At 45.9% G+C, this 24,261-nt stretch carries 16 protein-coding genes; 13 read left to right on the top strand and 3 right to left on the bottom strand.

What is annotated here, in order from left to right:
• The first annotated feature begins 322 nt into the window (after positions 1–322).
• Both TWT_RS03370 and TWT_RS04655 read left to right on the top strand, forming a co-directional pair.
• Positions 323–2,713 (top strand): WND domain-containing WiSP protein, encoded by a 2,391-nt coding sequence (locus TWT_RS03370; protein ID WP_044143930.1) that lies wholly within the window; start codon positions 323–325, stop codon positions 2,711–2,713.
• 1,636 nt (positions 2,714–4,349) lie between these two features.
• Positions 4,350–4,658, top strand: a complete 309-nt coding sequence (locus TWT_RS04655; RefSeq protein ID WP_166806557.1) for an Ig domain-containing protein — start codon at positions 4,350–4,352, stop codon at positions 4,656–4,658.
• 544 nt (positions 4,659–5,202) lie between these two features.
• Here the strand turns inward: TWT_RS04655 and TWT_RS03360 are convergent.
• The 3 genes from TWT_RS03360 to TWT_RS03345 form a co-directional block, all read right to left on the bottom strand.
• A complete protein-coding gene (locus tag TWT_RS03360; RefSeq protein WP_011102672.1) occupies positions 5,203–6,972 on the bottom strand; it encodes an ABC transporter ATP-binding protein in 1,770 nt (589 codons plus the stop codon).
• Positions 6,953–8,680, bottom strand: a complete 1,728-nt coding sequence (locus TWT_RS03355) for an ABC transporter ATP-binding protein/permease (RefSeq protein ID WP_230624337.1) — start codon at positions 8,678–8,680, stop codon at positions 6,953–6,955. The genes TWT_RS03360 and TWT_RS03355 overlap by 20 nt, the downstream gene beginning before the upstream one ends.
• Before the next feature lie 1,367 nt (positions 8,681–10,047).
• Positions 10,048–10,746 (bottom strand): DUF4191 family protein, encoded by a 699-nt coding sequence (locus TWT_RS03345; RefSeq protein WP_011096125.1) that lies wholly within the window; start codon positions 10,744–10,746, stop codon positions 10,048–10,050.
• A gap of 94 nt (positions 10,747–10,840) precedes the next feature.
• Between TWT_RS03345 and TWT_RS03340 the strand changes: the two genes are divergently transcribed.
• The 11 genes from TWT_RS03340 to ftsH all read left to right on the top strand — a co-directional run bounded on the left by TWT_RS03340 (position 10,841) and on the right by ftsH (position 24,249).
• Entirely contained in the window at positions 10,841–12,037 is a 1,197-nt protein-coding gene (locus TWT_RS03340; RefSeq protein ID WP_011096126.1) for a serine/threonine-protein kinase, read from the top strand.
• 344 nt (positions 12,038–12,381) lie between these two features.
• On the top strand, positions 12,382–12,744 hold the full coding sequence (locus TWT_RS03335) for a hypothetical protein (RefSeq protein ID WP_038106019.1): 363 nt from the start codon (positions 12,382–12,384) through the stop codon (positions 12,742–12,744).
• A 233-nt stretch (positions 12,745–12,977) separates the two neighbouring features.
• Positions 12,978–13,349 (top strand): putative Ig domain-containing protein, encoded by a 372-nt coding sequence (locus TWT_RS03330; protein WP_166806556.1) that lies wholly within the window; start codon positions 12,978–12,980, stop codon positions 13,347–13,349.
• Positions 13,330–13,539, top strand: a complete 210-nt coding sequence (locus TWT_RS04650; protein ID WP_166806555.1) for a putative Ig domain-containing protein — start codon at positions 13,330–13,332, stop codon at positions 13,537–13,539. The genes TWT_RS03330 and TWT_RS04650 overlap by 20 nt, the downstream gene beginning before the upstream one ends.
• A gap of 28 nt (positions 13,540–13,567) precedes the next feature.
• Positions 13,568–15,412 carry a translational GTPase TypA gene (gene typA / locus TWT_RS03325; protein ID WP_011102668.1) on the top strand — a complete coding sequence of 615 codons (1,845 nt, stop codon included), beginning with the start codon at positions 13,568–13,570 and terminating at the stop codon, positions 15,410–15,412.
• Between the two features lie 312 nt (positions 15,413–15,724).
• Entirely contained in the window at positions 15,725–16,567 is an 843-nt protein-coding gene (locus TWT_RS03320) for a bifunctional holo-ACP synthase/tRNA (adenosine(37)-N6)-threonylcarbamoyltransferase complex ATPase subunit type 1 TsaE (protein ID WP_011096128.1), read from the top strand.
• Positions 16,568–16,587: 20 nt separating this feature from the next.
• Positions 16,588–18,093 (top strand): tRNA (adenosine(37)-N6)-threonylcarbamoyltransferase complex dimerization subunit type 1 TsaB, encoded by a 1,506-nt coding sequence (gene tsaB, locus TWT_RS03315; protein ID WP_011096129.1) that lies wholly within the window; start codon positions 16,588–16,590, stop codon positions 18,091–18,093.
• Positions 18,093–19,298 carry a tRNA (adenosine(37)-N6)-threonylcarbamoyltransferase complex transferase subunit TsaD gene (gene tsaD, locus TWT_RS03310; RefSeq protein ID WP_011096130.1) on the top strand — a complete coding sequence of 402 codons (1,206 nt, stop codon included), beginning with the start codon at positions 18,093–18,095 and terminating at the stop codon, positions 19,296–19,298. The genes tsaB and tsaD overlap by 1 nt, the downstream gene beginning before the upstream one ends.
• Before the next feature lie 1,192 nt (positions 19,299–20,490).
• A complete protein-coding gene (tilS, locus tag TWT_RS03305; protein ID WP_011102666.1) occupies positions 20,491–21,738 on the top strand; it encodes a tRNA lysidine(34) synthetase TilS in 1,248 nt (415 codons plus the stop codon).
• Between the two features lie 4 nt (positions 21,739–21,742).
• On the top strand, positions 21,743–22,246 hold the full coding sequence (gene hpt / locus TWT_RS03300; RefSeq protein WP_011096132.1) for a hypoxanthine phosphoribosyltransferase: 504 nt from the start codon (positions 21,743–21,745) through the stop codon (positions 22,244–22,246).
• A 2-nt stretch (positions 22,247–22,248) separates the two neighbouring features.
• A complete protein-coding gene (gene ftsH, locus TWT_RS03295; protein ID WP_011102664.1) occupies positions 22,249–24,249 on the top strand; it encodes an ATP-dependent zinc metalloprotease FtsH in 2,001 nt (666 codons plus the stop codon).
• The last annotated feature ends 12 nt before the right edge of the window (positions 24,250–24,261 follow it).

Raw genomic sequence — 24,261 nt, 5'->3', positions numbered from 1 at the left:
TCCACCCCCCACACAATCATCCGGAGGCCTCTTTGACGGCCTACTCAGTGGCATAGGCTCATTCTTTGGTGGATCCGCATTTCTATATGGCACAGCGCAACCTGTAACCCCTGCCCGCGCAACCCCCGGCGACACCAGCCCACATGTAACACAGTATTACTGTGTCATGTGTGTGGTTACCTATATATACATAATCTGAATTATCAAGACTAAGATGCATGTCTGTGTGAATGAACAAATGTTCTCAGGTAAGTATTTCAGGCAGATGTTCCTTGTTCTTTACCTACGATCGTTATAATTGTGTTCCGTCGTTTCTGTAAATATGCCAACATCGCCTAACCCTCTCTCTTACCTCACCAAAGCCTTTACCTTACTATTAACCCTTCTCCTCCTATCATCCCTACAATATGAAACAGCCTTTGCCAGACAGACACCTCCTGCTCTATCCCTCCTATCATCTGTTTCATCTACATCTGTTTCATCTAATACCAAATACACAAGAGTAAGTAATACAAATACACAAGAAGTATGTGTAACAACTAACACAAATGTATCTCTCCTAATAGATCCTGTTACAAGCAGTACAAAACAAACCCTGTCCTGCACCCCATCTCTCTTACCCCAACCACAGACACATATATATGTCCCATACACAGATACATCCTCATACCTATATGTCCCATATATAACCAACACACATATATCTCTCTATTACACAGATAAGAAAGCAGATCCATCATCTTTCCTAACCTTCCCTCATACAGACATAGCAACCCCATACGGAGATGAGAAAGTAATCTCCATAACAAAGACAACAACCAATCTCATAGCTCTCCTAACAACCCGTAACATCTTCTTCTTTGACATACATGTAACAGAGAAACCAAAGATAACTGTTCCCATACACAAACAGATAGATAACACATATCTCTCAGACATACCATCACTCAGAAACTCCAGATACACCTTCTCTCTAACACACCCAAACAAAGACATAACCATAGATAGATACACCGGACAGATACATCTCTCATCCCTACCAACATCTCCCATAACAGCCATAGCCATAAACAGAGACACAACCACCCATATCACCTATGCAATAGATACACACAACCCAACAACCTCTCACAGATCTAAGAGAGAGATGCAAGATAGGCAGATAAAAAATCCCCACGTGAATAGATCGCCCCTCAAGGTGCAGGATCGAGCTCTTATCAATACCTCTTTGGACAAATGGTGTTCTGAACTCACTATATGTAATGGCGGAAACGAACCTATTATCAGGTATTACGGTTACCTTATGCTAACACCCAATATAAGCAATATCACAACTACTGTTTCTGTAAATCAATCAACCATAACCATTTCACCATCCTGGTCTATACCAGGAAAAATAATTCGCACATCTACCGATAGTCATGGATGGCTTCATGGCACTGGTTTTGCCAAGTCATATGCCACCCCAACATCATTTCTTATAAACACAAGTAATGTAATCACAAATGGAATGAACTCTATGTTCTCCTTGCCCTCAGGACTAACCCTTAATACAAGCAACGGAGAGATAACAGGGTCTATAGATAAGAGCGTCACCCCCGGTCTATATCAATTTGTCGTAACTGCATTTTTTGGAAAAACACTGAGCTATGTTAATCCATTTTTTGGGAAAAATTGGACCTATACATTTACGCTGTCTGACTCGTATACCACTGCCACATATCAGATCTATGTGACGTACAGGGAAAGCAATAGCCTGTATATAACCCTTATTCAGGGACAGAATCTTAGTCTAACCGCACCATTTCCATCACGCTATGCAATGACATTGTTGCATACAGCCGGCAGTCTGCCATCCGGGTTAAATCTTGTAAGCCGTTCTATAACAGGAATCGTTGCAGGTCCGCCCGGAGTGTATGAATATGTTGTAACCTACGCGAGAACAGCAACAATCGGGCAGTATTCAAAACACGGGACAAGTAGTACGAATGTATTTCTGAAGGGTATATGCAATACCTGTTCGCGCAAAACCGCTATTTTTGAGCACATGCCAAAGGATGTTTATACAACATTATCCACTGTTATAACTCCTGAGCTCGCCGTTGTTACATATATCTTTACCGTTTTGGGGCAACTCAAGACAAATACTGTGCATACTTATGCATCTTTGGGGGCAAAGAGAGTGTCGATCTCTCTTCCTGTCCCACCATTCTTTCTGTTGTTTTCTCAGTATACGTACACTACCCTGACATCACCCGGATCTGGCCTACCCAAAGGCCTTACTCTTGATCGATACAGAAAATATATAACGGGATCTATAAATCCCAGTATTACCCAAGGGGTGTATATTGCGTATATAACAGCTCTTGCTGTTTTTACAATTGCTGTGGATGCGGTGTATATAACCGTATACAACACCGATATATCTACAACGAGTATCAAGACGAGTGTATTAATTGGACAGAGTAGCGTCTATATTCCACTTCCATCATCCAGCTTTTACACATTGTCTGTTACAGAAACAGATAGAACCGAACCTGGGGTCGGTTTACCTTCTGGCCTTTTTATTGACACAGCCGTTGGGGTTGTAAGAGGGCAGGTGAATCGTAATGTCCGCCCTGGGCTATATACGGTAAATATTTCTCTTGATGTATTTAAAATTAGGAAAAAAGATACGCTTTTTATATACGTTTTGCCCTATACCCCTCTGTGATTTTTGACCGAGAAGGGTCACGCGTGTAATGCGTTAACAACTGCGTGCCGGTCTAACCTTGAGGGGGTTGTGCTTGCTCTATGGAACCTGTAACTCACAGTAACCTGTAATACACACAGCCCATACGCCTACATAAGTGCTGGAAACACTGTGCCGTAGATCAGTGACACAGCATCAGTGTCAAGTATCAGTGGCACACCTGACCCAAATGGCACAAACACTGTGTCAAGTATTGATTCACTGCCAAGTATTTATCCTGCGACTTCGACCGTAGGTGGCACATGCATATACCTTTACAACCCATAACAGATCTAAGAGAGCTGCCCGCACACGATCACCCAGATACTTCTGGGGCGACATAGGCAATGCCCTAGCCGGTGGCATAGCCGGACTCGTAAGCGGTATCGCAGGCTCCTTCCTGGATCTGCATACGACACAACTAATCTCTCAGATCTAACCTGTTACCCTCGGTGTGTAACTTGCAACCCACACCTGCGCGACTGGTAACATCTGGTGCCGTGTTACGTAGTTACCTATGTTGTGTTACGTGTAACGATCACCCAGATACTTCTTGGACAGCCTAGGCAGTGCCATAGCCGGATTCCTGGGCTCCGGTACTACACCATCTCTATCTGCCACACCCCAGTCCACCACACAACAACCCAAGGTTTCCTTGGTGCTGTTGCCGGCGCCGTCCTACCCACTCAAGTAACCAGTCTGGTTAGTAGAGCCACCCCACACAATCACCCAGAAACCTCGTGGGCGCCCTAGGCAGTGCCATAGCCGGTGCCCTAACCGGTATCGTAAGCTCCCTCCTGGATCAACATACGACACAACTAATTCCACAGAGTAACCTGTAACCCCCGGTGTGTTACGTGTAAGCTGTAACACGCACCTGCGCGACTGGTAACATCTGGTGCCGTGTTACGTAGTTACCTATGTTGTGTTACGTGTTACTCCACACCCGTAAGCAGTAACCTGTGTTGCGCAACCTGTAACTGTGTAACTGGTAACACAATCACCCAGAGGCTTCTTGGACAGCCTAAGCAGTGTCCTAGGCAGTGGCCTAGGCGGATTCGCAAACTCCCTCCTGGATCTGCATACGCCACAGGGTTACCTGTAACCTCTGCCAGCGCGACTGGTTACTCGTGTGTTGTGTTACGTAGTTACCTATGTTGTGTTACGTGTTACTCCACACCCGTAAGCAGTAACCTGTGTTGCGCAACCTGTAACTGTGTAACTGGTAACACAATCACCCAGAGGCTTCTTGGACAGCCTAAGCAGTGTCCTAGGCAGTGGCCTAGGCGGATTCGCAAACTCCCTCCTGGATCTGCATACGCCACAGGGTTACCTGTAACCTCTGCCAGCGCGACTGGTTACTCGTGTGTTGTGTTACGTAGTTACCTATGTTGTGTTACGTGTTACTCCACACCCGTAAGCAGTAACCTGTTACCTCCACTGTCACTGCCGCTGATAGTCTTACCCTCTACTGTTACCCTTACCAGTCACACTTGCAAACGCTGTCCTACCCACTCAAGTAACCAGTCTGGTTAGTAGGGGAGTACTGTAACTATTACACCCAAGTCAAAAGGTGCCCCTTTATCCGGTTATATAGCTACATCCATCAATGTTATATATGGCAGATGCTACATCTGGTGGAACTAATGCCACAGGTCTACCTAAAGGACTAACCCTTAATTCCTCTGGAACCATAACAGGAAGTATAGATACAGGTGTTAGCCAAGGTATATATACAGTAGTAGTAACTGCCACTGCATCAAAAACATCAATTGTTAGTGCAACATATACCCTTCTTGTTACCAGTACTACACCATCTCTATCTGGTACAACCATGGACTGTCTAACAGTAGGTGCAGGTAAGTGTATAGACGCACACAGCACACCAAACAGACAGCACCAACTGCAGTTACAGCGCAACCTGTAACCGTGTAACCTGTTACCCCACACACCCGTGAACCAGTTACCCCTGTTGTGTGACAGGTTACACACACAGATCTAAGAGAGCTGCCCCCATACGATCACCCAGAGGCTTCTGGGATAGCATTACCAATGGCCTAGGCTCCATCTTTGGTGGATCTCTATATGGCACAGCGCAACCTGTAACCTCTGCCCGCATTACTGGTAACCCGTAACCGTGTTACCTGTAACCCCCGGGGTGTTACCTGTAACCCTTACCAGCAAGACTTGTAATACAGCCCGTAACCACAACCATATACCAAGGCAGGTGCTGGCAAAAACAAGGTGCCAAGCATCAGTGGACAGCTTGTAGGTGTCACATACACACCCTTACACAATAAAAACAACCACCCCAACAGACACAGACAGTAACACCGTAACCATCAATATTGATAAAACCAATGGCAATATAACAATCACCCCAAGTATTGTGCCTGGAACATATACAGTAACTATTACTGCAACTGCACCTTCCTATACTTCCTCTGCTACAACCCTTACTAGCACAATTGTTACTGCTGTATTTGGTTTCCGAGTAATTCCAGATAATGCATGTTGTTCAGTAATTTCTTGTGAGTGCCCTGCGCAACAACCCCGCCATTGTCCAGCACTATTATGTGGTCAGCTATGCGGATTGATGCCAGGCGATGTGCGATAACTATGGTGGTTCGCCCTCCGCGGAGTCTGCGAACATTGGCTGCGATATTCGCCTCAAGCAGTGGATCTATATTTGCCAGCGGCTCATCAAGGATTAGCATATCTGGATTACGCAGAAATGCCCTGGCAATTCCAATACGCTGACGTTCACCGCCCGATAGGGTTGTACCACGGTCACCAACCGGTGCATCTAGGCCACCAAGTGATTCAACCAATGTAGCAATATCAGCTAGCTTTAGCGCCTCCCAGATTGCATCATCACTGACCCCATCTTTTGCCAATTCTAGATTTTGTCTGATTGTCCCCGCAAAGATATGACAATCTTGCGGCACAAGAGACAAGCGTTGCCGATAAACATCAGGGTTGTAGCCGTGTAAATTTAGCCCATCAAACCTCATTTCACCATCATCGGGATCAAGGAATCGCATTGCCAAATTGGCAAGTGTGCTCTTACCTGCGCCGGAATGCCCAACAATGGCGACCGATCTTGACGGACTGACTGTTAAATTAACGCCGGATAATACAGGTTGAGAATCATACGAAAACCCTATATCATCCGCCACGAGGGTATTATCCTCATTATGATGCTTTTCTAAGCCGCGCCTAGGTTCAGTTGGAATGGGATCTTTAGCTTTCAGTATCTTGTTTATTCGCATTGCACATGCACCAAAGTCTCCCATTCTTCCCATTGCGTCAGCAAGAATATAACTCGGTATTACACTTAGCCCCGCTAAAAGTATTGCAACCGGTAGAATCCGCCCATCAAGTTGCCCATTTAACACCCTGTCGGTCAAGATTATTAGCAGGATTATTGACCCAGCAGCTGTGACTAATGAAGAAAAGGCAAGCTCTAAAGCCTTTCGCAGGTTATGTGCATTCTTGATTTTCTGAACCCGCTCTGTTGCTGCAATAACTACTTCATGCTGTTTCTTCACCATTCCCAGAGATCGCAATTCGCGCTGTCCCTGAACGGCATTCAGAACCGCTGCGCGCAGGTCAACTAGGGTTTCCCGCGATGCAACACCTTGACGTCTCTGTATGGGCACTAGCACAAATGGAAATATAATTGTCAGGATCATTGGGATAATCATAAATAGCCCAATTGGACCGATTAACCAAGTTAATATGGTGGTAAAAATAATCGAGTTCACTATCGTAAATATTGCGGACGGAAGTATTTGTGTGTAAAACCATTCCAACTCACTGGTATCGCTCAATGCAGCTGATGCAATATCAGCCGTTCGTTTGTTTTGTAAACCTAATGGAGCAATACGGTTTATAGCTGAATATGTGCTGACTCGAAGGATATGCAGGATCCTGTTCGCAACATCATGTGCCAACCATATATCCAATAGATTAAACACGGAATAAACCACAACCAGTGAGAATAACAAGATGAAAAGCCCTTGTAGTTCAGCCTGAGTATCTGAAAAGAATGCCGAACTTATAAATAAGGACACAACCGCAATCCCGGTCTCAGCCAGATTCCATATAATCAGGACAAGTGTTGCAAGGGTAAATAGCCCCAGGCATTTGCGTAACTTGCCAGCTAGGATCAAGAGATCTTTTAGCATTTTTCTTGTTACACCCTTACTCAATCTCGTGTTATTCAATGCGCTCGACATTTACATCACCTAACTGTGCTTTTACCAGTTTTGACCAGACAGAGTCTTTATCCCGCGCAAGCAATTGCGGAGCACCGGCACAGGTAACACTGCCATTGGCCATAACAACCACCTGGTCAGCTTTAGCTGCTGTGTCAATTCGGTGCGTAACAATCAACAGTGTTAAATCTGGCCGTGCGGTTCTGATAGCCTTTAGTAAAGCACTTTCCGTCATGGTGTCAAGCGCGGATGTTGACTCGTCTAATACTAGAATCGGCGTATTCCTGATAAGCGCCCTTGCAATGGCCAATCGTTGTTTTTGACCCCCTGAAAGGTTCTTTCCGTGTTCGAATATACAGACGTCGAGTATATCCAGTTCGTCATGTTCTGTTTCAAGATGCAGAGTTGTTGCTTGCGCATAGCGTAGAGCCTCAATCATTTCTGCCTCTGTTGCTTTTCGGTTTGCACTAGCGAGTATTTCACGGATTGTTCCGGGGAAAATAACAGGATCCTGCGGCACAAGTGTCATTACCTTGGTTGTATCAATACTGACTGGGTCATTTCCAAAAACCCTGATTTGCCCAGAATTGGGTCTATCAAACCCCATCAGCAAGCCCAGCGCAGTTGACTTACCTGATCCAGATAAGCCAACAATTGCTGTTGTCTTGTTGGATGGAATTGAAAATGTAGTGTGCGTTAGGGCGGATTTATCAGCACCGATATATGTATATGAAACCCTATCAAAGCCTGTTAGTCCAGTTAGCGAGGGAGTCTCATGATTATTATGTGCAACACTGTGAGATCTCTCTTCAAGTATCTCATTTATACTAGAGACAGCTGCAATCCCGAAAAACGCCCCATAATACAAAATAACTAGGGTGTTGAGTGGGCGGAATAATTCTATTGACAACTTGATAACCAAGAACAGCTGACCAATCTCCATATGACCGGCGCGGATTTGAAAAATGGCAATTACCAAGCCGAGTGCAGGCCCCAATGCACGCATTAGCGATCTGAGTCCATTTTCACCCAATGATATTCTTAGCCGTCTGCGCGTAGAAGAAAGGAGCCTGTTTGATTGCTCCTCCAGTTTTTTGCCATATCGTTCGGCTGCCCCGAAAGATTTCAAAGTTGACATGCCCATCATTGCGTCGATGAAATCTGCGTTCATGTTTTCATAAGCAACCCAGTGCTCTTGCCCCTTTTTCCCTAGTGCTTTATCCCAAAGCCTTGGGATGCCAACCATTCCAATGGCGCAAAACAACAACACAACGGCAATAATCCAATTGATTTGCCAAATGATAATGACTATTACAATTCCAGAAACAACTGTTGTTATAAAATGCACAAAATACTTAACAAAATACAAATCAATAGATTCAATGCCATCACTGATTAGGGCTTGTATTTTGCCCGATCGCCAAAACCCCACGCGCATTGGGCCGCGCCTATCTAGCTCAGTTAATAGAGCTTGTCTAAGATTCTGTTTGACTCTTGTACCAGCACGGGTTTCAAGAACAGCTTCACCCACACTAATAAGTGGACGAGCAATTAGTGTCAGGGCAATACCACCAATAAGAATAGTAATTTCAAACAACCTGCGCTGCGAGAGAAGTTCGGTAAAAAGGAGGGCATTAAAAACTCCGGCAACAATATACGCTCCGAAAGACAGCAGATTCATTAAAACGGGTGGCAGCAATAACCGGATGGTTATTTTACCGGCACGCATAACACGTAATTTTTCGCTTAACACTAAAGAATCACAACTCCTATAGTTTGACCCCAAGAGGTCCAGGCGACTGTTTGGCGGTCGCTTTCCGTAGCATACTCTCAACCTCACCAACAGACGTGTCAAGAATGAGATGGGCTCCATCTGCGCATGTCAAGAGGGCGCGTCCGCAAGATAGTGGCCTTAGCTCCACACAAATATACAGCGACATTATCGGCAATAGCGCACGATAATACTCGTATCTCTGCGATTTAAGCCCAGGTAAAACCTTTCTGCGGCCCAGAATAATGATGATGGTGAAAACACGGAACTGCAGTACGATCACTGTCTAGTGTGGCAACTTCGATGATCTCAAGATTTCTCATTTTTCTCCTAATCGATATCACAAGACTCCTTCTGTTCTGAGGAGTACACTGGTAACAGTATTTCGTCCATTGTAATACATTTAATGTCAAATGTTTGTTACGAGAGGACTCCCCTTTCCAGAGCCCACAACAATAGCCATTTACAGCAGAATATGTCTGGACAGGTGGTGGCAGAATGCATGGCCACCCTAACCACCCCCACACGATCATCCAGATACTCACCCAGAAGCATCTTTGGCAACCTACTCGGTAGCATAGGCGGTATCGTAGGCTCCTTCCTGGGCTCTAGTACTACACCATCTCTATATGGCACAGCGCAACATGTAACCGTGTAACCTGTAACCCCTGTTGTGTTACGTGTAACTCATACCAGCGCGACTGGTAACTCGTGTGTTGTGTTACGTGGTTACCTATATTGTGTTACGTGGCTACGCATGCCCACGTTACTGGTAACCCCCGGTGTGTAACTGGTAACTCCTGCTATGGAACCTGTAACGCAGCCCCATACACCAATCTGTCTTATACAGTCACACCCAACGCAAGAGGTGCCCCATCCAGTTATATAGCTACACCTACAGGTGTTACATCTGGTGGAACTAATGCTACAGGTCTACCTAAAGGACTAACCCTTGATAAAACCAATGGAGAGATAGACATCAGACTTTATTAGTCACAGTCCACAACAAACCCAGGCCTCCTTGCCGGTCTTGCAGGTGTCCTACCTACCGCAGTAACAAGTCTGGTTGATGCCTGCCCCCACACGATCACCCAGAGGCATCTGGGATAGCCTAGCTGGTAACACTGCCAAGTGTTAATCCTGTGCCAAGTGTTACTGCTTCGACTTTGTCAAACGGCAGTACTGCATTACCGGATGTTACTGCTGTGCATGTAGGTAACAAAGTATGTAAATAACAAACTCAAATACCCAAAATGCACTAACTATGTATGATGCGTGCAGCGTGACTCAGGTTACGTACCGAGCGATCTGACCGTGTACGATACTCAACCCCGTGAAGGTCGCTTGACTGGTTTCTTTAGATCCATTCCCTTTGGTACTGGCATGTAATTTTTTGGAATGGCATCCAGAAGCTTGCCAGCCTTCCACACTTCGCTTCGATGAAGGGTTTTCTTTAGGGACCTCATTTTTTTACCAAGTCTATTCAATGGTACGGACTTTGGATCTAGATGGTTTACATTCAGAACATGGATCTGTATGTTAGGAAGCACACGTTTTACCCTGCGCTGTTCTTCGGCCAGCATTTTCTGGGCCCTTTGTCTCATTCCCTCGATAATCAGAACAACCCCACATTTACCAACTGCCCTGTATATTGCATCTGCAGTTTTAGGGTTCACAGCAACTGGTATCTCACTGGTCTGCCAGCATCCTCTAAAGGTTTTTATAACAGCCCCCGTTGCCCCGGGGCGGCCCTCCACCTGGCTATACGCGACCTTTTCAGCTTGTTTACCAAGTGTGATCATAAAACTTAACAATGCAGCACCAACAGAGATTAGAATCAAAAGAATAAACACTAATATCGAGGTATAGGCCAAAATAACGGCAGCACTAATCCCCGCGACCAGCGGAGTGATACCGGCTGCTATCAGATAAACAACCACCTTTGGCCTACCCGAACAGGCTATACGAAGAACCTGCATTATCTGCGCAATGCGCCCGGGTGCTTTCTTGTTACTCTTTGGCATTTCTAAACCACCTCAGGGTACCAGAATACTTTAGTTTTCAACAATTTGTGCTTATTCGCTAAGGTGCAAAACAATATGCGCGATATTCGAGTATGTGATTCCATTCTTCAACAAACACACGCGTTCAACAGATGACAAAGACACAGAGAAAGCCCGTCAAATAATAGGTAATTATCGTGTCATAAAAACTCTGCATGAATCTGACCGCGCGGTTATTTACCTTGCACAGGAGATAAGCGGAGATCCGGGAATGGTAGCCCGCCAATCATTCATGGATCCCGGTGAATTAGTAAATCTCGTCGCCCTTAAAATGTACCGGGCGGGTGTTACTTCTGAACACATTGCAATTGAAGCTGATGCTCTGGATTCACTCAGGGGTCCGGGTGTTGTTGAATTGCGTGATGTCTTAAATTTGCCGGATAAAAGGGGTCTTGTGATGCGGGCTTTGCATGGACCCGCACTTGTTGACTTATGGGAAACCAGGGGCAGTTTGAGTCCTGGGGAAATGGTTACAATTCTTGCTTCCCTTGTCGCAACCCTCGCAAGGATTTCATCAGCAGGCTATGCTCATGGTGCTGTATGGCCTGGCAATATTCGTTTCGATGATATTGGAAGGCCCGTTCTGACCGGGTTTAGCTCTGCCAGAAAGCATGCCCCACCTAATGCAGACTGGCTTGATTTTTATTCCTTGTTGCGGGGGTGTGCAGTACTCATAAACGAAAAACAAGAACAAATGTTGCAAATATCCGCAGGGGTAAGAAAAAGACTTGATCCATTTGATCCGGAATTACCCGCATGGGTCGAGGCAAGTCTTTTCAGGCTGGCCGATCCCCAGCCACTCAGGTTTGAACACCCAATTTCTTTGCATGATACTTCTGGGTATAACTTACGCGAATCACCCAATCCTGTTGATTCTAATAGACAGACCGGAAAATCACAGATTATTCTGAAACTAACTGATAACAAATACGTTGCTGCCATCCTCGGTAAACTAAAACGTCCTTCTGTGTTGTTTATCGCACTGTTCGTATCTGTATTTGTTGTTCTTTTGATGGTTATCCCGAATAACTCAGGAGAGGATAATGAGAGAAAATCAGAAAAACCCGGATACGTAAAATCTAAAGGAACATTCAAAAAGCCTAGTAAAACCGGTAAATCTCGTAAAAGGTCTGAGGTTTCTGAAAAGCTTAGGAAGAATATGGAGGAATGTTTGGCCAGCAAGGATGCCGATTGTGTGGATGTTATGTCAGAGATAAACGCAGATCTTGGAGAGAAACTCGATGAAGGTTAATCTGTTCACCTGTTGCCGCTGATATTACCAAGTCTCGTATACCTTCTTATCTTGTTACATATACCTTTTATGTATTACCCAGTAATAGTAGTAGTGTTCATGCACTAACTTCACCAAATAGAACAGCTTCTGTTACGTTTATGAGTACAACATACATTTCTTGTTGATCAAAGTACAGCACCATCTCTATCTAACCAAGCCACAGGTGTATCTATAGGTCAGAGTACTATAACTATTACACCCAAGACAACGGGTTATATAACTTCTTATGCAGTTGCTAACACAGGTGTATACACATCAAACAGGCTCTGGCAGGGGTGGTGTGCCATGGATTACACTGTGTCATGGATAACACTGTGGCACAGTATCAAGCGGTAAGTATCAGTGATGTGCCTTCGCGTGGAGCAAATGGCAGTGATACATTCCTATACCCCACAGATCAACTAACCGAGGGTGGAGAAGGTTATACCCCAATCCCTGTATCTACCCAATCTCTATCTAACTTCACCATAGACACGGTCAGTAACACATGGACATACACGGGAAGTGGTAAAACAAACCAGACACAGGGTACTGTAACCCTAATCATTACTGCCTATAAAAACTCAACATCATCTACCCAACAGACATGGATTGTCATAACCGTAGGTGCAAGTAAGTGTATAAACAGACACTGCACAGCAAACACACAGAACCAGCCGCAGTAGCAGAGTAACCCGCAACAGAGTTACCTGTAACCTATACCTGCACCGACCTGTAACCGTGAATCTGTAACCCATGCATGCACGACTTGTAACCCATTACAGAGTTACCGGTAACCTGTGTGTTGTGCTACACGTCGCCCCTGCGGTGCGCGACCTGTTACGCCTGTTATGTCACCTGTAACTCACAACAACATACACCAATCTGTCTTATATAGCTACACCCATAAATGTTATATATGGCAGATGCTACATCTGGTGGAACTAATGCCACAGGTCTACCTAAAGGACTAGGTATTGATAAAACCAATGGCAATATAACAATCACCCCAAGTATTGTGCCTGGAACATATACAGTAACTATTACTGCAACTGCACCTTCCTATACTTCCTCTGCTACAACCCTTACTAGTACAAGTGTTAGTGCAACATATACATTTCTTGTTACCAGTACAGCACCATCTCTATCTGGTACAACCATAACCATATACACAACAACACCTGTCAGCTTATCTGTAACAGGTTTTATAACCAGTTACACAATAAGCCCAACCACCCTAACCACAGACAGTAACACCGTAACCATCAATATTGATACCAGTAACCCTTGACAGAACCAATGGAACCATAACAGGAAGCATAGATACAGGTGTTAGCCAAGGTATATATACAGTAGTAGTAACAGGTACTGCACCTTCCTATACTTCCTCTGCTACAACCCTTAGTAGTACAACTGTTAGTGCTGTATATATACTGAACAAGCTATTACTGTGTTATTTAACTGTGTTACCAGTTATTTAACTGTGTTACTTATAAGGAAAACATATCTGTGATAACCAAGGATATAAGAAATATTGCTGTTGTAGCACATGTAGACCACGGCAAGACAACCCTGATTAGCGCGATGCTTCAACAGACGAGCGATTCAACCACTGCAGAAGATAGGGTGCTTGACTCGCATGAGCTCGAGCGTGAAAAGGGAATCACGATTCTCGCAAAGAATACCGCAGTTACCTACAAGTCATCCGGAAGATCTGTGACACTAAATATAGTCGACACACCCGGGCATGCGGATTTCGGCGGAGAGGTCGAACGGGGAATGTCTATGGTCGACGGTGTTGTTGTACTGGTTGATGCAAGCGAAGGCCCACTTCCACAAACCCGCTTTGTTCTGAAAAAGGCATTACTCAAAAAGCTTCCGATTGTTCTTGCGGTTAATAAAACAGATAGAAGTGATGCTCGTATAGATGATGTTGTTTCTGAATTTCAGGACTTATTAATATCCCTGGCAGAAGAGATAAACGATCCGGCCCTATACAGTATCCTTGATGTCCCGATTGTATATGTTTCTGGCAGGGCAGGCCGGGCGAGCATAAATAAGCCAGATAATGGACAATTGCCAGATAGAAATAATCTCGATGACCTATTTGAAAAAATAATAAGCTATATCCCGGCACCGGAATATGATAAAAACGCCCCGCTCCAAGCACATGTTGCCAATATCGATGCCTCGGCGTTCTTGGGTCGCCTTGCTCTTACAAGAATTTATAACGGCAGCATATCAAAGGGGCAGACAGTTTGCTGGGTAAATGCCTCATCTAAACAGCGGGTGAATGTCAGGGTAACTGAGCTGCTCAAGACAGTTGCTTTGGATCGCGTGCCCGTCCCTTCAGTCTCTGCTGGTGATATAGTCGCCATCGCTGGCATACCGGATGTAATGATAGGTGACTCCATATGCGACCCTGATGATGTCAGACCCCTGCCCGGTATATCCATTGATGAGCCGGCAATTTCGGTTGTTATCGGTGTCAACACATCTCCTTTGGCAGGGGGTGTCCCGGGCCATAAGCTCACGGCAACGCAAATAAAAGAGCGACTTGACAGAGAGACAATTGGCAATGTTTCTATACGGGTCATTCCAACCCGGGGAACCGATGCCTGGGAAGTGCAGGGTAGAGGAGAGCTGGCCCTTGCAGTTCTTATCGAGCAAATGCGAAGAGAAGGGTTTGAGCTAACCGTTGGAAAGCCCAGCGCCGTAACACGTATTGTAGATGGTAGTCTCCATGAACCATATGAACTATTGACCGTAAACCTCATGGACGAGTATTTTGGTTCAGTGACAAAATTACTTGCCGAACGGAAGGGTAGGGTGGAGAGCGTTATATCCAATGCCGGGTGGACAAATGCTGATTTTGTTGTCCCTTCAAGGGGGTTAATTGGATTTCGTACTGAGTTTTTGACAATTACTCGCGGCACTGGGACTGCAAATGCGATTTTTCATTCCTATGCTCCGTGGTCCGGTCAGATTAACCAGCGAGCACAAGGATCAGCCGTAGCCGATAGGGCAGGGCATGTGACATCTTATGCAATCCTTGGGCTTCAGGAGAGGGTCTTGTTTTTTGTATCCCCATCCGAGCAGGTTTATGAAGGTATGGTTGTTGGCAGAAACTCTCGTCCCGGCGACCTAAATGTTAATGTTACAAAAGGAAAAAAACTTACTAATACCCGCTCTTCCACGGCTGAAGAGCTGGAGAAAATAGTCCCCGCCAGACATTTGTCACTTGAAGAATGTCTTGAGTTCGCGGGACCGGATGAGTGTGTTGAGGTAACACCAGAGGCTATTAGGATTCGTAAGATTGAACTCAGTCAATCGGTGCGCAGTAAGCAAAGGTGACCGCAGCTTTGCTAATATTAGCTTCAACACTGTTCCGTACCTTGCTGTCCGTATTGTATACTCAGTCAGCCACACTATATACTCATACGCTAATCCAAGCCTAAAAGCACGTGTATTACTGTACACACAGAGTCAGAGTAATGTAAGTATTACACCTATACTCTACGGAAGCTTTTCTATATCCACATATGTATTAGTAGATACAACAGGTGCTACATCAGGATCTACGGGTCTACCTAAAGGACTAAGCTTTACCTCTGGAACCATAACAGGAAGTATAGATATACGCCCGCATGTTAGACTGAACTGCGTATGCGCACCGGAGTGGATCTTGTTGACATCATCGACTTCAAAAAAAAGATAGACAGATCCAATCGCCTTCTTGAGCGTTTGTTTGCGCCAACCGAGCTATCGAATTCTTATAACAGAAAGGCCCTTTCTGTTAGATTTGCCCTCAAGGAGAGTGTTATAAAAGCCCTTGGCGGTCTTGCTGGTACATGGCACGATATCCAAACATCCGGCGGGACACACTTGCCAATCTCTGTATCTCTTTCTGGTAGTATGCTGCTCAAAGCAGATGAATTGGGCCTGAATGAATGGGCGGCCAGCGTAACCCACTCATCCGGTTTTGCAATTGCGAATGTTGTTGCTCAGCACAATACAACTATTTCGCATCCTCCATGGAGCATACAAGTCCCAACTTGTGGTGCAACAGAATGTCTTGGTTATGTTTTGGGAAGTGTCTTAAAACCGGGAGATGTTGTCTTGCTTGTTGGTGAGCTTGGTGCAGGAAAAACCACCTTTACAAAGGGTATAGCTGCCGGTCTTGGAATTGAGAGTGCGGTTGTTAGCCCGACCTTTACCTTGGTAAGGGAGCATGTTGCTCAAAACGGCGGAATGAATCATGTTGACTGTTACAGGCTTATTCATGACTTTGATGATTTTGATCTTGACCTAGATAATAGAGTCACTGTTGTCGAATGGCCCCTGAGTTTCTTTTGGAATTTGCCGAGGTATCTTAGCTTCAAGATTGATTTTACATCCAAGGATAATACCCGTATTTTTACACTGCATGCAAAGGGTTTTGATATCAAAGAACTTGCATTCATAACCCACACAATGTCTCAGTCACACACAATGTCTCAGTCACAGTAGGGCACTCACGCAGTAGGCGTATGAAGATTTTGGCAATAGATACATCCTCGCGCTTGGCTATTGCGTGCCTCGAAATTGACAATAATCGTATTACAACGGTTGGGAAGTGTATAGAGGATTCTGGCCGTCTGCATTCAGAACTTATAGCAGAGGCAATCAGTCAGGCATGTTCAGAGCTGCAGTCATTATCATTTATCGCTGTTTGCTTGGGTCCGGGGTTCTATACAGGTTTGAGGTCTGGCTTGGTTGCTGCGCGCATCCTTGGACTGTCGTTATCTATCCCTGTTTACGGTGTCATGGCGCATGATGCGATTTATATGGGTTATCTCTCTTGCGAAGAACATGTTTTCTGCGACCGAGGGTTGCATACATCGCAGGTTTTTTCACATCATGAACCTGTCAGCAAAAGCGCCGATGGAGCCAATCATGAAGAATTCTGTGACAGGAATACATATTCCATGGGCGACGCTATACATCGAAATGTGCCATCTATTGCAAGAACAATTATTACACCAGCGGGTCGCAGGCAGTTTTATTGGAGTCGCTATACGGGACTTGATAATGACGGACTACCTATTATTTATGCAGGTCCAGGACTAATCGATTCTTGCGATATAAATATTTTGTCTCAGGACTTCCCGTTCAATCCGGTATTTGTTGCAAGCGCACACGAACCCCAGTTTGAGGCACAGAAAGAGTCAAATGGCACGTTAACCGGATCGCCAAGACCGCGCCGGACAGGGCGGCATATCGATCGGGGTTCCTGTCCACCAAATGTGTCATCTACAATACCCCCCGGAATATTCCGCGCACGAGTTCCGCAAGCACACGACTGCGCAATCAACGTAGTGTCAAAAAATTCAATGCGTGAAACAGATACTCTAAAAACAGACGCCTCGATTGACAAATCGATCACATCTGACCGTCCGAATACCCAACCCATCCTGCCTGTTAGCGCTGTTAATCCTGTTATCTTGGGTAAGTTGGCGTATTTGCAACTCAAGGCAAAAAGGGCCTGTTCAAGGATTGAACCATTCTATATGCGCCGTGCCGATGTAACTCTTAGGGTGCCATCGGGCGAAATCAATAAGGATTTAGTCTCTATTCACCCCGCGTCCTTACATGATTTGCCCGATATTATGAAGATTGAACGCGGGTCCTTTACCGGGGAAGAATGGTCATCTGCGACCATGCTACAGCAGCTGCGCTTGGGTAGCTATTTTGTGCTAAAGGTCAGCGATATGCCGGTTGGGTATGCCGGGATATCGCACCCGAGGTTTGAGGATGTTGATCTTGAAACATTAGCGATTGATCCTGCTTGGCGTCGTAAGGGATTGGGGGGTATTTTATTGCGACATCTCTTTGAATATGCGAGAGATGCTGGCGTGAAAAGGTGTTTTTTGGAAGTCAAGGTGTGTAATCTTCCAGCTATTGGAATGTATAAAAAACACGGTTTTGTTACCCTGGGTCGGCGACCAAAGTACTATAACGGCGTTGATGCAATAACTATGAAGAAAGAGTTATAGTGTCTATTATCCTCGGAATCGAAACATCTTGCGATGAAACAGGTGTTGGCATAGTGTCTGGTTCAACTGTTCTTGCAAATGAGGTTGCCTCATCAAGCTTACGCCATAAACCTTTTGGCGGTGTTATCCCCGAAATAGCTGCTCGGGCGCATCTTGAGTATTTGCCAAATTTGCTTGAATTGGCGCTTGAGACGGCACAGCTCTGTATTAAAGATATTGATGGTATAGCTGTTACCGCAGGCCCTGGACTTGTTACCAGTCTTTCTGTTGGCGTTTCTGCGGCCAAGGCTTTGGGATTATCTACGGGGACGCCTGTTTATGGTGTAAATCATCTTGTTGGACATGCCGTATCGGCTTTTCTGGATGATTACACTAATGATGGCCTTGGTGTTATTCACCGCAGGGACAGTATCGGATCTAATGGAATTGAGAATGACGCCAGTTCGACACACTCACATACGCATACAACGCAGGTAAACAGACATTCAAACCTGTGTGTCTATACACCTCCCCGGCGTGTTTTACGAGATGTTTGTAAGTATATGCATGTCAGAGATTCAGTTGTTTTGCTTGCATCAGGTGGGCATTCCTGTCTGTTGAAAATACATAACAATAAGATATCGCTTTTAGGTGAGACACTGGATGATGCAGCCGGTGAGGCGTTTGACAAAATCGCAAGACTTATGGGCCTTCAGTATCCCGGAGGTCCTGCGATTGAGATGCTTGCCAGTTCGGGTAACCCCAATGCCGTGGAGTTTCCAAGGGCGCTGTTGACGCATTTTGAAGAACACAACAGGTATAGTTTTTCTTTTTCAGGGTTGAAAACCGCGGTTGGTAGGGTTGTTGAAAGAATAAAGAGTAATCCAGCCCATTCGATACCCAAGATAGAAGATATTGCTGCAAGTTTTCAGGAAGCCGTTGCAGATGTTTTGACAGCAAAAACTGTAGCGGCTGCCTTGGCCAGTGATGTGGATCTAATAGTTATGGGTGGTGGGGTAGCTGCAAATAATCGCATTAGAGAGATGCTTTGCGAAAGAGCGAAAATCCACGGCTTGGACGTAAAGATCCCACCTATTGCGCTGTGCACCGATAATGGTGCAATGATTGCCGCCGCTGGCTCGTGGCTTATGCAGCTGGGATACAATCCGAGTCATTCAAGGTTTTCGCCCGTATCGATTATGCCGCTAACCCAGATGGTTGTGTGACAATTTGCGTCTCTTCTTCCACTTAATAGCGCTTGACTGTTATTCAGCACTGCAAGTGGGATTGTTGGGTATCCACAATCCCAAGTGTTAATGGTCTCAAGCATCAAGGATGTGTTTGTAAATGCCACAGTCACAGACCCAAAGCATCACAGATCTAAGAGAGCTGCTCCCATACGATCACCCAGATACTTCTGGAGTAACCCACTCGGTGTCCTAGGCAATGGTCTAGGCAATATCGTAACCAAGGGCAATATCACAGGCGGACTCGTAGACTCCTTCCTGGATCAACATACGACACAACTAATCTCTCAGGTCTAACCTGTAACCCCCGGTGTGTTACTGGTAACTCACACCTGCGCGACTTGTAACGTAATGTTGTGTTACGTGGTTACCTATGTTGTGTTACGTGTAATACCCACACCCGTAATCTGTAACCCGCTGGCGCACAACATGTTACTCACCTGCGCATAACATGTAATGCTGTGTTACGTGTTGCACATGCCTGTGTTACCTGTAACCCACACCTGCGCGACTTGTAACGCTGTGTTGTGCGGGGTGGTCACCTACAATCCGTAACAGGTTACCCATTAAACAGAGTTACTGGTAACACACGCTGTAATAAACAACCCACACCCATGACTGTTATCTATATCATGGACAAGAAGAGGAACTTACCCCAGGCTTCCGGTTACATGTAACTCGGCACAGAGCAACCTGTTACCTATCCCCGCGCAACCTATGGCGTATGAGCTGCATGACCTGCAACCCCTGCCTGTGTTACATGTAACTCATACCTGCGCGGGTGGTAATCACTACCTGCGTAACCTGTAACGTTGTGTTGTGTAACCGGTAACCCCTGCTGTGTTACGTGTAATACGCACACCCGCAACCTGTAACTCATGGTGCGTCACGTGTTGCACATAACCGTGCAACCGGTAACTCGCCGGTGCGTAACCTGTAACCTATACTGCACAACCTGTAACACACATAGAGTATACGTAACCCCCCGGTTCGCAACTGGTTACCTGTGACTATCACACAACAAACACATATCAACGCAGGTGCTGGCCTAAAACCCCACACAGCTACCCTTACATATACCGACACCCTTACATATACCGCATATCGTGACCTCTCTACCACTGCTAGCCGTACTATACACTCATATGTCAACACGGTACACTGAAGTACCGTGTTGCACAGGCCCCGCATAACTCCTGCAGTTGCAAATGCACGGCGCGCTATGCTAAACACCCTTCCAGCGGATTTGCATAATCAACTCGTTTTGATTGCTCTTTCTGGCGGGAGAGACTCGCTGGCCGCTATGGTAATCGCGTCATGGGTTATTCCGCGCCTGAACGGACGCGTTGGTGCCGTTGTGGTAGACCATGGTTTGCAGGAGAATTCTGCACGCATTGCTGACGAAGTCAGAATACGGGCAGAGCAGTTTGCACTAAATCCCATTCTGATAAAGAGAGTCTCGCCCTCGAGAGTATCTGCTGGGCCAGAGGCGTCTGCCCGCATTGCACGCTATGCTGCCTTTTATGATGCTCTTGAAGAAACTAAAGCTTATGCGATTATCCTTGCCCATACACTCGATGATCAAGCAGAAACGGTTTTACTCGGCCTCATGCGCGGTTCGGGCCCGTCAAGTTTGCGAGGTATGAAGGCTGTATCGTACACTCCGGAAGATTGCAGATACATGAATAATAAGGCGTGTAATTCCGTCACCGCCGTGTATGCCCACAATACACAGCGGTGTTCATGTGACTCAACACAGCGGTGTTCATGTGACTCACGCCCGTACCCACCGCCTCCCGAACCGCGCAATGAGAACAGAAGTTATTTTCCGCACCCATCTTGTAAATGCGTGGAGGGTTCCGCAACGCGCTTCACAAACGCAGATATAGATTCGCGCTTTGGCGTGTTTATAAGGCCATTTTTGGATATTACCCGGCATGAAACAGGTAAGATTTGTGAGTTCTATGGGCTCGATTACTGGAATGATCCTCATAATGAGGATGTGCGTTTTTCGCGTGTTCGGATTCGTCACAATGTTATGCCGGTTTTGGAAAATGAAATTGGACCGGGTGTTAAATACGCGCTATCGCGAACCGCTAAGTTGGCACAATTGGATACTGAATATCTTGATCATTTATCAAATGAATTGCTCGATGAGATAGCGTCTAAAGAATCAGATTGGTCAATTAGGCTGCCGATTAATACTCTTCAAAAAACCCCAGTACCTATTCGACTTAGGGTTATACGACTTGCTGCCCTACAGTATTTTACTGTTAGTTTGAGTTTTAAACACACCCGTCAAATAGAGAGACTACTGTGCTCATCTTGTGACATAAAGCATGTAAACCTGCCACGGTTAATTACGGCACAGAGGGTTGGTAATTACATTTACATGCACACCTTACGCGGTAAACTGTAAGCATATGAAGCCGCTTTTATCAGAAGCAGTAATCCATAGGAGACTTGCACAGCTCGCTTTGCAGATAGACGAGGATTATCGTGGAACCTCGATTGTTCTGCTCGGGGTTTTAAAGGGTTCGATTATGCTTATGGCTGATCTAAGCAGGCTTTTGAGCAGTGATCTCAGAATAGAGTGGGTTACATTATCATCCTACGGAAATGACACTGTTAGCAGCGGTAGTATACGGATTGTCCATGATTTAGACGCCGACATAAGGGATAGGCATGTCCTTATTATTGAGGATATAGTTGATAGTGGTCTAACTCTCGGGTGGCTTTTGGCCAAGATGCGCGAGAGACGTCCTGCAAGTATCGAGGCATGTGTTCTGTTACGCAAACCCCATGCGAGGGGCACTGACGTCAGATACCTGGGTTTTGATATTCCAGATGAGTTTGTTATTGGTTATGGTATGGATTACGCCGAGAAATATCGTAATCTGAAGTCAGTGTACGTTTTGGAGCAATAATCTTGTCGAAGATAACAAAATCCCCTGTGCTCTATATCGTGCTCCTTGTTGTGGGGGTTTGGGTCGCTGTCAATCTGTTTCTCACAAATGCATATCAATCTATACGCACCGAAGAGGGGTTAGAGCTGATAAAAAGCGACTCCCTGGTGTCCGTGAGGATAGTTGACAGAGATCAGAGGGTTGATCTGGAGCTTGCGACCCCCTACAAGAACCACGGAACAAAAGTACAGTTCAATTATGTCAGTCAGCGTGCTACCGAGATCGTAAATGCCGTAAACAAAGCAAAAATAAAGGATGGCTTTACAGATGAAGTGCCAGCGCCCAGTGTCTGGGGGTCTATTATCAGCATGCTATTGCCAATTGCTGCAATTGGACTATTTCTCTGGTTTATGGCAGGTCCGCAAGCTGCCGGCGGCCGGGGGATTGCCCAGTTTTCTAGGATGCGCTCACGTCTTGTTAGCAAGGAAATGCCCAAGGTGCGTTTTACAGATGTTGCAGGCGCCGATGAAGCCGTTGAGGAGCTTCAGGAGATAAAGGATTTTCTAAGCGACCCTGATAAATACCGCAAACTCGGTGCGCGTATCCCAAAGGGGGTTTTACTGTTCGGACCTCCGGGGACCGGAAAAACCCTTTTGGCTCGTGCAGTTGCCGGTGAGGCCGGCGTCCCGTTTTTCTCAATTTCCGGTTCTGATTTTGTTGAGATGTTTGTTGGTGTTGGTGCAAGTCGCGTCAGGGATTTGTTTGAGCAAGCGAAGCAGAATTCTCCTTCGATAATATTTATAGACGAAATTGACGCCGTGGGTCGCCGCCGTGGGTCAGGCTTTGGTGGTGGTCATGATGAACGCGAACAGACCCTCAATCAGCTTTTGGTTGAGATGGATGGATTCGATGTTAAAACAAACATAATACTCATTGCCGCAACAAACAGGTCTGATGTTCTCGACTCTGCGCTATTGCGCCCCGGTCGTTTTGACCGACATGTTGCAATTGATGCGCCAAATTTGCAGGGTCGCCTAAAAATACTTCAAGTTCATGCACGCACGAAGCCTGTTAGTAAGTCGGTTGATCTTGAAGTGTTAGCTCGTAAAACCCCTGGCTTTACAGGCGCAGATCTTGCCAATGTTTTAAATGAGGCTGCGCTTCTTACAGCCAGGAGCAATGCCCAGATAATCGATGACCGCGCGCTTGATGAGGCTGTTGATCGGGTTATGGCAGGGCCTCAACGCCGCAGCAGGGTTATGACGGATCACGAAAAGCTTGTTACGGCTTATCACGAAGCTGGACACGCCTTGACCGCCGCGGCTATGCGTTATTCGGATCCGGTTACGAAGGTCACTATTCTTCCGCGCAGCAGGGCCCTAGGTTACACGATGGTTATGCCGGTCCAGGATCGCTACTCAGTTACGCGCAATGAATTACTTGACAAGTTGGCATATGCAATGGGAGGTCGCGCCGCAGAGGAGCTTGTCTTTCATGACCCCACGACAGGTGCAAGTAATGATATTGAGAAGGCAACCAGTATCGCCCGCAAGATGGTAACCGAATTTGGTCTTAGTAAAGATTTGGGTGCAGTGAAATTTGGTAACGCACATAACGAAACGCTTATGGGTGTAGGTCAAATGACCGCTCGTGATTATTCTGAAGTTACTGCGGAAAGGATTGATGTCCAGGTTCGGGCGCTTATACAGAATGCCCATGACGAGGCTTGGGAAGTGATAAGCAATAATAGAAACCTCTTGGACGATTTAGCCCTAAATCTTCTTGAGAAAGAAACTCTGAATCAGGATGAAATTGCTGAGATTTTCAAAGGTGTTCGCAAATTGCCTGAGCGTCATGTTTGGCAGTCCGCCCCTAATCGCGAGCCGAGTAATAAACCACCCGTAAAGTACAGTGCGATGGGGCCCGATTCCGAAGTGACCGCAAAATCGCCAAAGAGAACTTCCAACAGACGTAGGTTGCCTTCAGCAAGGCGCCCGAGGAAGGATTCGGAGACTCAGGAATAAGTTCAGCCATTC

This window comes from Tropheryma whipplei str. Twist (assembly GCF_000007485.1).
Taxonomy (GTDB): Bacteria; Actinomycetota; Actinomycetes; order Actinomycetales; family Microbacteriaceae; genus Tropheryma; species Tropheryma whipplei.
The sequence above is the reverse complement of the archived record's forward strand: the minus strand, read 5'-3'. Positions and strand labels throughout refer to the sequence as shown.